This window comes from Microbispora bryophytorum, from assembly GCF_043197435.1.
In the GTDB taxonomy this organism is placed as follows: Bacteria; Actinomycetota; Actinomycetes; order Streptosporangiales; family Streptosporangiaceae; genus Microbispora; species Microbispora bryophytorum.
Window position 1 is genome coordinate 596,447 of sequence record NZ_JBICTF010000006.1, and the last position, 10,957, is coordinate 607,403.

General features: G+C 70.8%; 11 protein-coding genes. 3 read left to right on the forward strand and 8 right to left on the reverse strand.

The window, feature by feature from the left end:
• Positions 1-11: 11 nt before the first annotated feature.
• The 7 genes from ACGFIB_RS23555 to leuC form a co-directional block, all read right to left on the reverse strand.
• A complete protein-coding gene (locus tag ACGFIB_RS23555; RefSeq protein WP_357260738.1) occupies positions 12-1,226 on the reverse strand; it encodes an RNA polymerase sigma factor in 1,215 nt (404 codons plus the stop codon).
• Positions 1,223-1,684 carry a YciI family protein gene (locus ACGFIB_RS23560; RefSeq protein WP_357260735.1) on the reverse strand — a complete coding sequence of 154 codons (462 nt, stop codon included), beginning with the start codon at positions 1,682-1,684 and terminating at the stop codon, positions 1,223-1,225. Before ACGFIB_RS23560 ends, ACGFIB_RS23555 begins: the two co-directional genes overlap by 4 nt.
• 36 nt (positions 1,685-1,720) lie before the next feature.
• Positions 1,721-3,808, reverse strand: coding sequence for a SpoIIE family protein phosphatase (locus tag ACGFIB_RS23565; protein ID WP_393374918.1), 2,088 nt, complete (start codon positions 3,806-3,808; stop codon positions 1,721-1,723).
• 165 nt (positions 3,809-3,973) lie between these two features.
• On the reverse strand, positions 3,974-4,270 hold the full coding sequence (locus ACGFIB_RS23570) for an HU family DNA-binding protein (protein WP_142572015.1): 297 nt from the start codon (positions 4,268-4,270) through the stop codon (positions 3,974-3,976).
• A gap of 53 nt (positions 4,271-4,323) precedes the next feature.
• Positions 4,324-4,584 (reverse strand): SCO5555 family protein, encoded by a 261-nt coding sequence (locus ACGFIB_RS23575; RefSeq protein ID WP_142572016.1) that lies wholly within the window; start codon positions 4,582-4,584, stop codon positions 4,324-4,326.
• Positions 4,563-5,150: a 3-isopropylmalate dehydratase small subunit gene (gene leuD, locus ACGFIB_RS23580; protein WP_357246235.1), complete on the reverse strand. Its 588-nt coding sequence runs from the start codon at positions 5,148-5,150 to the stop codon at positions 4,563-4,565. The genes ACGFIB_RS23575 and leuD overlap by 22 nt, the downstream gene beginning before the upstream one ends.
• Before the next feature lie 32 nt (positions 5,151-5,182).
• A complete protein-coding gene (gene leuC, locus ACGFIB_RS23585) occupies positions 5,183-6,568 on the reverse strand; it encodes a 3-isopropylmalate dehydratase large subunit (RefSeq protein ID WP_142572018.1) in 1,386 nt (461 codons plus the stop codon).
• Positions 6,569-6,708: 140 nt separating this feature from the next.
• On the opposite strand from leuC, the gene ACGFIB_RS23590 reads away from it, so the two are divergent.
• The 3 genes from ACGFIB_RS23590 (at position 6,709) to ACGFIB_RS23600 (ending at position 10,141) form a co-directional block, all read left to right on the forward strand.
• Positions 6,709-7,425 (forward strand): IclR family transcriptional regulator, encoded by a 717-nt coding sequence (locus ACGFIB_RS23590; RefSeq protein ID WP_142572019.1) that lies wholly within the window; start codon positions 6,709-6,711, stop codon positions 7,423-7,425.
• A gap of 134 nt (positions 7,426-7,559) precedes the next feature.
• Positions 7,560-9,263, forward strand: coding sequence for a hypothetical protein (locus tag ACGFIB_RS23595; RefSeq protein ID WP_357246238.1), 1,704 nt, complete (start codon positions 7,560-7,562; stop codon positions 9,261-9,263).
• 155 nt (positions 9,264-9,418) lie between these two features.
• Positions 9,419-10,141 carry an MgtC/SapB family protein gene (locus tag ACGFIB_RS23600; RefSeq protein WP_393374922.1) on the forward strand — a complete coding sequence of 241 codons (723 nt, stop codon included), beginning with the start codon at positions 9,419-9,421 and terminating at the stop codon, positions 10,139-10,141.
• Between the two features lie 25 nt (positions 10,142-10,166).
• On the opposite strand, the gene ACGFIB_RS23605 is transcribed toward ACGFIB_RS23600, so the two are convergent.
• Positions 10,167-10,859, reverse strand: a complete 693-nt coding sequence (locus ACGFIB_RS23605; RefSeq protein ID WP_393375086.1) for an NAD-dependent epimerase/dehydratase family protein — start codon at positions 10,857-10,859, stop codon at positions 10,167-10,169.
• Between the last annotated feature and the right edge of the window lie 98 nt (positions 10,860-10,957).

A 10,957-nucleotide genomic window follows, 5' to 3' on the forward strand; every position in this document is an offset into this window, starting at 1 on the left:
CGAGGCGGCGGCTACATCCTCAACCGACCGGCCCGGGATTCCAGGTAACGCTGCTCGGCGATGCTGGCGGTGGACTTCGCGGCGCGCCGGTAGTGCTCGTAGGCCCCGGCCGTGTCGCCGGCCTTCTCCAGCAGATGCGCGCGCACGGACAGCAACCGGTGATGCCCGGCCATCCGCTCGTCACCGTCCAAGGTGGACAGCAGGGCCAGCCCGGCCCGCGGACCGTCGATCTCGGCGAGTGCGATCGCCCGGTTGAGGGTGACCATCGGGTTGGGCGCGAGCCGCTCCAGGATCAGGTAGAGGGCGTGCACCTGCGGCCAGTCGGTCTCCTCGGCCGTGGCCGCGTCGGCGTGCGTGGCGGCGATGGCGGCCTGCAGTTGGTAAGGCCCCAGCACCGGGCCGGCCAGCGACGCCTTGACCAGCTCGACGCCCTCGTCGATCAGCCCCCGGTCCCACTTCGTGCGGTCCTGCTCGTCCAGCGGCACCAGGTCGCCGGCCGGGGTCGTACGGGTCTCCCGGCGAGCGTGGGTCAGCAACATCAGCGCGAGCAGCCCCGTCACCTCGCCGTCGTCGGGCAGTTGGGCGTGCACCATCCGGGTCAGCCGGATCGCCTCGTGCGCGAGGTCGGCGCGGTGCAGTTCGCTGCCCGATGAGGCGGTGTAGCCCTCGTTGAAGATCAGGTAGAGCACATGCAGGACGACCCGGAGCCGCTCCTGGAGCTCCCCGCCGTCCGGCAGGCCGAACGAGCTGCCGGCGGCTTTGACGCGCTGCTTGGCCCGGCTGATCCTGGCCGCCATCGTGGCCTCCGGCACCAGGTACGCGCGGGCGATCTCGGCGGTGGTCAGGCCGCCGACCGCCCGCAGCGTCAGGGCGACCTGGGAGGCCGCGGTCAGCGTGGGATGGCAGCACAGGAAAAGCAGGACGAGCGTGTCGTCGGTGTCCGGCACGTCCTGCGGCATCACCTCGACGGCGGCCGTCGCCGACTCCCGCTCACGGCGCGCGTGGTCGCTGCGCATCTGGTCGATGAGCCGCCGGGACGCGACGGTCGACAGCCAGCCGCGCGGGTTGTCCGGCACACCCTCGGCCGGCCACTGCACGGCGGCGGCGAGAACGGCCTCCTGCACGGCGTCCTCACACCCCTCGAACTGGCCGTGCCGCCGTACCAACGCGCCGAGGACCTGCGGCGTGAGCTCACGCAGCAGGTCCTCGATGACCGGTGCTGTCATGCCTCCAATTGTCCGTCGGCGAACATGACCTGCCGCACCTCGACGCCGAGACCCTCGATCGCGGTGTCCGGGATCTGCGCCGCCAGCTCGATCGCCCGCTCCTTGCTCTCGCAGTCGATCAGGTAGAAGCCGCCCAGATACTCCTTGGACTCCAGGAAGGGGCCGTCGGTGACCACCGGCTGGCCGTTGCGCACGGACACCACTGCGGCCTGCGACGGGTCGACCAGCGCCATCGTGGTGATCAGCTCTCCGGACCGCTTCAGCGCCTCGATGAACCCGCCGTGGCCGTCGCCGATCGCCGCCTTCTCCTCGTCGGTCAGCGCGTCCAGCACGGCCGGGTTGATGTGCATGCTGATCAGGAACTTCATCTCGTTCTCCTCGTGGTTCGCGAGCCCCTTCGGGCCCTTCCACCGGTTGGTCGGAGCCGCCGCCGCCGTCTTGACACGTCCTCGCGTCAAAAAACTCCCGGCCGCGGTCCCCGGCCACGAGGCCGGTTACGAGGTGACTCCCTCATAGCGCCCCTCCGGCGGCACCCGCACCGCGATCATGGCGACGTCGTCCTCCCCCGCCATCGGCATCCCGGTGAGCAGTTCGTCGCAGAACCGGCCCAGGGGTTCCCGTGCGAGCGGCTCCGCACACCGCCGCAACCGTTCGAGCCCCTCGCCGAGATCCTCTCCCCGCCGTTCGACGAGGCCGTCGGTGTAGAGCAGCAGGGTGCTGTGCGGCGGCAACGGCCGCACAGAGCTGATCCACGGCTGGTCGTGGTGGAGGCCGAGAAGGGGGTTGTCCGCGTCCTGGAGGAAGCGGCCCTCCCCCTCGCCGGTCACCAGCAACGGCGGCGGGTGCCCGGCCACCGAGTACTTCAGCCGCCACACGCCCTCGCCGTCCCTTTCCAGGCGGGTCAGGACGCAGGTGGCGATGCTCTCGCCGTTCAGGGTCTCCATGGCGGTGTTCAGCCGCCGCAGGACGTCGCCGGGAGACTCGTCACGGTCGACGGCGAGCGCCCGCAGCATGTTGCGCACCTGGCTCATGCACACGGCGGCGGCCAGGTCGTGCCCGGCCACGTCGCCGATCACCAGCTTCACGGCGCCGCAGGGCACCACGAACGCGTCGTACCAGTCTCCGCCGATCTCGGCGGCGGTCGGGCTCGCCTGATAGCGCGCGGCGAGCTCCAGGCCGGGGACGTGGGGCGGCTCGGCCAGCAGGCTGTGCTGCAGGGCCAGCGCCACCCGCTGGGTGCGCCGGAAGCGCAGGGCGTTGCTGATGGCGTCGTGCGTGTGGTCGAGGATCTGCCCCATCAGATCGATGTCGACCGGACTGATCGGCGGCCGGTCCCCGCAGACGCAGGCCGTGACCACGGCCGCGACTTCGCCTTCGACGACGATCGGGAGGATGACCGTGTTGTGCGCCCCGATCTCGGCGATCCACGTCCTGACCGCCTCTGGGTAGAGGAACGGAGGATGTCCGCGGGGGAAGGACATGTGGGCGGGGCGGCGCTGCCCTACCGCTTGCCGTAGCGCCTCGGCGGAGTAGTGCTCCTGCAGCATCGGCAGCCTTGGCAATCCCTCACGTACGGCGCAGCAGAGGCGCTCGGCGACGACGGTGCGCGCGTGTGGAAGGCCGCCGTTCGGCTCGGGAAGCAGGTGGATATCGCAGGTGTCGGCGAGCTCGGGCACGACCACGTCGGCGAGCGCCTGGCACATCTCCTCCAGGTTGGTGATGTCGCTCGCCGCGGCCGCGGCGAGGTCCAGCACCCGGCGGCGGCGCTCCTCCTGCCACTCCTGCTCGACGTCGGTGGAGGTGCCCACCCACTCCACCACCGCGCCGTTCTCGCGCACCGGCACGCACCGAAACCGGATGTGCCGGTAGACGCCGTCGCGGGTGCGGACGCGGTAGATCACCTCGGAGAGCGAGGCCGCCTGTTCGACGGCCTTGTCCCACCACTCCTCGGCGTGCGCGCGGTCCTCAGGGTGCAGGACCCGCATCCAGCCGTGGCCGAGACTCTCCTCCTGCGTCTGTCCCGTCAGCCGCTGCCAGCCGTGGCTCTCTCTGGACTCGCCGTGCGGGCCGGTCACCCACACCCCGTGCACGCCCGCCCACACGATGCTCTGGTAACGGCGCCGGAGGCGGCGCAGCTCCTTCTCCATGACGGAAACCCGCCGAGCGGCGGCGACCTGCGCCGTGACCTCCTGGACCACCGCCAGCAGTCCGCTCTCGCCGTCATGGAGGGGGATCCCGGCAAGGCTCATCCGGAACAGGCGCTCGGGTGGATCGCCGCTCCGGCCCACGGTCACGGAGACCTCGTCGAGGCGCACGGTCTCCCCCGTCTTCCAGACCTCGTCGAGCACGGCGAGGGTGTCCTGCTCAAGGACGTCGCGCAGACCCTCCCGGAGCGGAACCCCGACCGGCCGGTCCCCGAACATCGCCTGGAAGGCGTCGTTCGTGTAGAGCAGCCGATGGTGCTCCCCGCGGGTCACCAGAACTCCGGCCGGCGCCTGGTCGAAGGCCTCGATCGGGACTCGGCTGCTGTCTCGTTGTTGGCCGACGTGCACCGCACCTTCCCCCGGTCGAACCCCACGCACACGGTCGGCAGGCCTCCCCCACGCGACCCGCTTACCTGCAGATTACACACGTCTGCGCAGGTCAAGAACGTTCACCACGGATTTTGCCGGCGTGGCATCGGGCCGGAAACGACGAACGGCGCCCGGGGGCTCCGAGCGCCGTCGACTGGTGCGGGGTGGGGCGGGCTACTTCTTCTTGGCAGCCTTGCCACCCGCGTTGACCTGCTCCTTGAAGTCCGCGCCGGGCCGGAACCTTGGCGCCCAGCTCTCCTCCACCTTGATCGGATCCCCGGTGGAAGGGTTGCGGGCCGTACGAGCCGGCTTGTGCACCATCTCGAAGGCGCCGAAGCCGGTGATCGAGACCTTGTCCCCGCCCGCGACAGCACCCTGGATGGCGTCGAGGACGGCGTTGACAGCTTCGGTGGCCGTCTTCTTGTCGCCGACACGATCCGTGATCGCGTCGACGAGTTCTTTCTTGTTCATTTCGGTTTCCTCCCCCTTACGCGCTTGAAATTAGGGGACGAGGTCGCGGGACTTCAATCACCGGGGGGCATGTTTCGCCTGCTCGGCGTGTCGAATGTGCCGTCCAGATAGGCGATGAAGGCGTCCAGCCGGGCGGCCGCATGGGCTATGTCCCGCTTTGCCACGTCACAGATAGCAAGCAGCCGTCGCGCCAGGCGGGCCTGCTCCTCCTGTGGTAAGGCTAACGCTCTGACGCGGCGATGCGCATCACGCAGTCGCCGCGCCAGCAACTCATCTGCGGTCTGAGGATCGTTCAGACGGTCGTCGGCAGCCATGGCTGCCGCCCATTCTCGTACTCCTCGACGGCGTCCGCGTGACGCAGGGTCAGCCCGATGTCGTCGAGGCCCTCCATCAGCCGCCAGCGGGTGTAGTCGTCGATCTCGAACGAGGCGACCAGGTCGCCCGAGCGCACCTGGCGTTCCACCAGGTCGACGGTGATCTCCGTCGTCGGGTCGGCCTCGACCGCGTCCTGCAGACGCTCGACCACGTCCTCGGGCAGGATGACCGGCAGCAGGCCCATCTTCGTGGAGTTGTTGCGGAAGATGTCGCCGAACCGCGAGGCGATCACGACGCGGAAGCCGTACTGCTGCAGGGCCCACACGGCGTGCTCACGCGAGGAGCCGGTGCCGAAGTCGGGCCCGGACACCAGGATCGACGCGCCCTCGTACACCGGGTCGTTCAGCACGAAGGACGGGTCCTCGCGCCAGGCGGCGAACAGGCCCTTCTCGAAGCCCGTACGGCTGACCTGCTTCAGCCAGACCGCCGGGATGATCTGGTCGGTGTCCACGTTGCTGCGGCGCAGCGGTACGGCCCGGCCTGTGTGAGTGGTGAAGGCATCCATGATGATCTCTTCCTGGGACTGAGGCGGGCGGGCTAGAGGTCGGCGGGGGCGGTCAGCCGGCCGGTCACCGCGGTCGCGGCCGCCACCTGCGGCGAAACCAGGTGGGTGCGCCCGCCCTTGCCCTGGCGGCCCTCGAAGTTGCGGTTGGAGGTCGAGGCGCTGCGCTCGCCCGGCTTCAGAGTGTCGGGGTTCATGCCCAGGCACATCGAGCAGCCGGCCTCGCGCCACTCGGCCCCGGCCGCCTTGAAGACCTCGTGCAGGCCCTCCTCCTCGGCCGCCTTCTTGACCCCCATGGACCCCGGGACGATCAGCGTGCGGGTGACGACCTTGCGGTCGCGCAGGATCTCGGCGGCGGCCCGCAGGTCCTCGATGCGGCCGTTGGTGCAGGAGCCGACGAAGACGGTGTCCACCTGGATGTCGCGCAGCGGCGTGCCCGCGGCCAGGCCCATGTACTCCAGCGCCCGCTCGGCGGCGGACCGCTCGACCGGGTCGGCGAACTGCTCGGGCGACGGCACGGCGGAGCCGAGCGGCGCGCCCTGGCCCGGGTTGGTGCCCCACGTGACGAACGGTGTGAGGGTCGAGGCGTCGATCTCCACGACCTTGTCGAACTCGGCGTCGTCGTCGGTGCGCAGCGTCTTCCAGTACTCGACGGCCTGGTCCCAGACCTCGCCGGAGGGCGCGTGGGGACGGCCGCGCAGGTACTCGAACGTGGTCTCGTCGGGTGCGATCATGCCCGCCCGCGCGCCGGCCTCGATCGACATGTTGCAGACGGTCATGCGGCCCTCCATGGAGAGCTTGCGCACGGCCTCGCCCCGATACTCGACGATGTAGCCCTGGCCGCCGCCGGTGCCGATCTTCGCGATGATCGCGAGGATCAGGTCCTTGGCGGTCACGCCGGCCGGCAGCTCGCCCTTGACCTCGATGGCCATCGTCTTGGGCCGGTAGGCGGGCAGCGTCTGGGTGGCCAGCACGTGCTCGACCTCAGAGGTGCCGATGCCGAACGCGATGGCGCCGAACGCCCCGTGCGTCGAGGTGTGCGAGTCGCCGCAGACGATCGTCATGCCGGGCTGGGTGAGCCCGAACTGCGGGCCGATGATGTGCACCACGCCCTGACCGGCGTCGCCCATCGGGTGCAGGCGGATGCCGAACTCCGCGGCGTTCTTGCGCAGCGTCTCGACCTGCGTGCGGGACACCGGGTCGGAGATCGGCCCGAGCACGGTCGGGACGTTGTGGTCCTCGGTGGCGATCGTGAGGTCGGGACGGCGCACGGTGCGGCCGGTCATGCGCAGGCCGTCGAACGCCTGCGGGCTGGTCACCTCGTGGATGAGGTGCAGGTCGATGTAGAGCAGGTCGGGTTCGCCTTCGGCCCGGCGTACGACGTGTTGCTCCCAGACTTTCTCAGCCAGTGTGCGACCCATGGTTGTGACGCCTCCTCGCGTTCAGACCCCCGCGGTCGTGTCTCTTATCATGAGACGGAAATATCGGGATATGGACACTGTATCTGCTGATTCCCAACATTGCGTTTGCATCTCGTATGGCGAGACGGCAGTATCGGGGTATGGACAACTCTAGCGGGGTCGGAGTACTCGACAAGGCGGTTCTCGTACTCAACGCCCTGGAGGCGGGCCCCGCTTCCCTGGCGCAGCTCGTCCAGGCCACCGGCCTGGCCAGGCCCACGGCCCACCGGCTGGCCGTCGCGCTGGAGCACCACCGCATCGTCTCCCGCGACACGCAGGGCCGGTTCGTCCTCGGGCCCCGCCTGTCGGAGTTGTCCACCGCCGCGGGCGAGGACCGGCTGCTCGCCGTCGCCGGGCCGGTGCTCACCCAGCTTCGCGATCTCACCGGGGAGAGCGCCCAACTCTATCGACGCCAGGGCGACGAGCGGGTCTGCGTGGCGGCCGCCGAGCGCGCCAGCGGACTGCGCGACACGGTGCCGGTCGGCTCCGCGCTGCCCATGACCGCGGGCTCCGCCGCGCAGATCCTGCTCGCCTGGGAGGAGCCCGACCGGCTGCACCGCGGCCTGCGGGGCGCCAAGTTCACCGCCGCCACGCTCGCGAGCGTACGCAGGAGGGGCTGGGCGCACAGCGTCGGCGAGCGCGAGCAGGGCGTGGCGAGCGTCTCCGCGCCCATCCGCGGCGCCGGCGGCAAGGTGATCGCCGCGGTCTCCGTGTCCGGCCCCATAGAGCGGCTGACCCGTACGCCCGGCCGGATGCACGCCGCCCCCGTCGTCACGGCCGCCGAGCGCATCACCGAAGCCATGCGCCGCGCGAACTGATCGGACAGAATCTCCGCGGGGCCCGGGAAGATCACTCATAGGCTCCGCCACGAGCTCCTCCGCCGTGCGATCCACCACGGTGGACACCGCTCCTTCCGGGCAAATCCTGGCGGTCGCGGCACTAGGCTGGCGGGGTGACAGACCGCATCGAGGCAGCCGCCGCTGAACTGCGTCCCCTGCTCCAAGAATTCATCCTCTGGGCGCCGGACAACGCACCCGGCAGCGACCCCGACCTCGTGGGCCCCGTCGCCCTGTGGCATCGCCTGATCGCCCGCGAGGACGTCGGGCTGTGGAAGCGCGGCGACCTGCGCACGGTCCTGCTGGAGCGCATACCCCAGGTGGTCGAGGACCCCGACGCCGCCGCGGACGGCATGGTCCCCGCCATCCGGGCCTACCTGACGTTCCTGTCGTCCACCGGGCGGCTCTCGCCGGGCTCTGCGTCCCTGGAGACCCTGCTCGCGGAGCTGGACGAGGTCGAGGACGACTTCGTCGACACGATGGAGGACACCATCGCCGAGCGCGACTGGGACGAGGAGGAGGACGAGCTCGACGAGGACGAGGCCGACGAGGGCCTCGGCGACTTCGAGCCGTTCGCCGACGAGATCGGCGCCCTGCCCACGATCCGGCTGCGTCCCGACACCGAGCTCGCCGATGCGGCCCGCCGGGTGACCCTCATCGCGCAGGCCCGCGACCTGGCGCTGTGGGTCGGCACCCGGCGCAAGGTGGGCGAGGAGACGCTGCTCACCGAATCCGAGGTGGACGAGGCGGTGCGCACGCTCGGCCTGCCCGACGCGCGCAACATCTGGAACCTGTGGAACCTCGCGATCGACCTGGAGTTCCTCGCCCCCGACGGCGACGACACGGTCAGCGTGGACTCCGACACCGCCGCCTGGCCCTTCGAGGACGACGACGACGTCCTGGACGCCTGGATGCTCGGCCTCCACTCGCTCGACTACGGCGACCCGGAGCTGGACGACGACGATCTCACGCTGGCCCTGTCCGGCCTGACCCGCGCAGTGCTGATCCGCCTGCTGGCGGCCGGCGGCACGCGGGCGGTGGCCTCACTGCGCGACGAGCTGGCCGAGGCCGCGGCGGAGTACGACGACCTGGGCGCCGACGCCTGGGCCGCGGCCGGCGACCCGCTCGCCTCCGCGCTCGCCTGGCTGACCGGCTACGGCATGGCCGCCGTCGAAGGCGAGGCGGTGACCTTGACGCCGCTCGGCACGGAGGGCCTCGTCCACCTGCTTGACGACGAGGACATCGAGATCGACGCCCGGCCCGCGATCGACGCCATGACCGCGCTCGACCTGCTGTCGTTCAGCGCCGACATGTCCGAGGAGGAGGCCGACGAGGAGTTCGCCGCCTGGCTCTCCCTGCGCGACTCGGCGCGGGCCGCCTCCGAGCTGCTCGAAGCCGCCTCCGAGGAGGAGGCGGACGCCCTCGTGCGGGTCCAGGCCGCCAGCCTGGTGGGCTCCCTGGGCGAGGCCGCCATCCCCGCCTGGCAGGAGGCGCTGAAGGAGCCCTCGCTGCGGCCGTACGCCGCGACGCACCTGACCCAGATGGACGTCGAGGACGCCCCGGAGCCGACCCAGGCGGACACCCACTGGCTGATTCTCGACATGTGGACGATCTCCGCCGGGCTCGGCCGGCCGGAGTTCGTGTCCAGCCTGCACGACATCGGCCCGGCGCAGACGCTCATCGGGCTGCTCGACGTGATCTGGAAGGTCCACCACCCGCACGCCGAGGAACTGCTGGACCTCATCGGCGAGACCCACCCCGACAAGCAGGTGGTCAAGGCCGCCAAGCGGGCACTGTTCAAGGCGCGGTCGGGACGCTAGCGGCGCCGGCGAGGCCCGGACGGCGGCGTCCGCCCCGGCCTCGCCGCCACTGGCGTCTCACCGTCACTGCCGTCGCTCTCACCGCTGTCGTCACTGCCGTCGCTGTCCGTTACGACAGGATGACCAACCCGGGCGTGCGGACTTAATGTGGTCGCGTGACCCCCATCTCACTAGCGGTGAGCCCTGTGGCGTGGTGGCAGCCGGCCGTTGACCTCGCCATCGCGCTCGTGTTGTCGGCGGCCATCGGGCTGGAGCGGGAGATCCGGCAGAAGAGCGCCGGGCTGCGCACTCACACGCTGGTGGGGTTCGGCGCCGCGCTGTTCATGCTCGTGTCCAAGTACGGCTTCTCCGACATCCTCGGCGACTCCGTGGTGCTCGATCCGTCCCGCGTGGCGGCCCAGATCGTCTCCGGCATCGGCTTCATCGGGGGCGGGCTGATCTTCGTACGCCGCGACGCGGTCAAGGGGCTGACCACGGCCGCCGCCGTGTGGCTCACCGCCGGAGTCGGCATGGCCGCGGGAGCGGGCCTGTGGCTGCTGGCCGTCGTGGCCACGGTGGGGAACTTCGTCGTGATGCTGGGCCTCACTTCCCTGGCCGCCCGGCTCCCCCGCTCCAAGCACGCCCAGTCGCGGCTGCGCCTGTCGTACTCGGACGGCCGGGGCGTGCTGCGCCAGGCCCTGGCCGAGTGCACGAGCCGCCGTTTCGCGGTCGACGAGCTGTCGCTGGACCAGCCGGGTCAGAGCCGGGACACCGGCACGGTCACGGTCACCCTGCTGATCCACGGCCCTGGCTCCATCGGAGACCTCACGAGCAGGCTGGCCGAGATGGAGGGCGTGCTCACCGTCTCCTGCTCCGACGCCGACACCCAGCACATCTAGAGCATTCTGAGCAGTCCCAGGCGTGTCATCTCTGTGTCTTCACCAGGCCGAGGTCGCGCAGGCTCTCCGCCGTCTGCACGATCGTCGTCTCGGCGGGGCGCGGACTCCATCCGAGCTCGTCGCGGGCGCGGTCGTTGTGGATGACCGGTCTCGGCGGCTCGTTCCCCGGCGCCTCCTGCGTGGGAACGCGCGCGGCGAGCGGGCCGAGCCGCCGGCGCAGGATCCCGGCCACCTCCAGGAAGCTCAGTGCCGGGCCGTCGGAGACGGCCAGGAAGCGCTTGCCCGCGGCCTCTGGCCTGGCCATGGCGCGGATGTGCAGGTCGGCCACGTCGCGCACGTCGACGACGCCGAAGCGCTGCCGGGGAGCGACGTTCATCGTCCCGTCGAGCATCGCCTTGATCAGCTGCGTCGAGGAGCCCGGGTCGATCGTCAGGGCGGGCCCGAGGATGAATGTCGGGTTGACCACGACGAGCTCGGTGTCGCCGCCGTCGCGCTCCATCAGGTCCCACGCGGCCCGCTCGGCGATCGCCTTGGAACGCGGGTAGGGCGCCAGTCCCGGGGTGTCAGGATCGGTCCAGTCGGCCTCGGTGAACTCGGCCCCCGGCTTCGGCGTGCGCCCGCGCAGCGGGCCATGAGCAGAGCGCGGCGTCCCCGTAACGGCGAAACCCCCGGCACGGGGAAGTGCCGAGGGTTCTCGATGATGTAGCCCCCACCGGATTCGCGCCCGCGCAGCGGGCCATGAGCAGAGCGCGGCGTCCCCGTAACGGCGAAACCCCCGGCACGGGGAAGTGCCGAGGGTTCTCGATGATGTAGCCC

Excerpts from the sequence above, each read along its gene's own strand:
- ACGFIB_RS23555 (WP_357260738.1), bottom strand. The coding sequence starts at position 1,226 with ATGACAGCACCGGTCATCGAGGACCTGCTGCGTGAGCTCACGCCGCAG.
- ACGFIB_RS23570 (WP_142572015.1), bottom strand. The coding sequence starts at position 4,270 with ATGAACAAGAAAGAACTCGTCGACGCGATCACGGATCGTGTCGGCGAC.
- ACGFIB_RS23575 (WP_142572016.1), bottom strand. The coding sequence starts at position 4,584 with ATGGCTGCCGACGACCGTCTGAACGATCCTCAGACCGCAGATGAGTTG.
- leuD (WP_357246235.1), bottom strand. The coding sequence starts at position 5,150 with ATGGATGCCTTCACCACTCACACAGGCCGGGCCGTACCGCTGCGCCGC.
- leuC (WP_142572018.1), bottom strand. The coding sequence starts at position 6,568 with ATGGGTCGCACACTGGCTGAGAAAGTCTGGGAGCAACACGTCGTACGC.
- ACGFIB_RS23590 (WP_142572019.1), top strand. The coding sequence starts at position 6,709 with ATGGACAACTCTAGCGGGGTCGGAGTACTCGACAAGGCGGTTCTCGTA.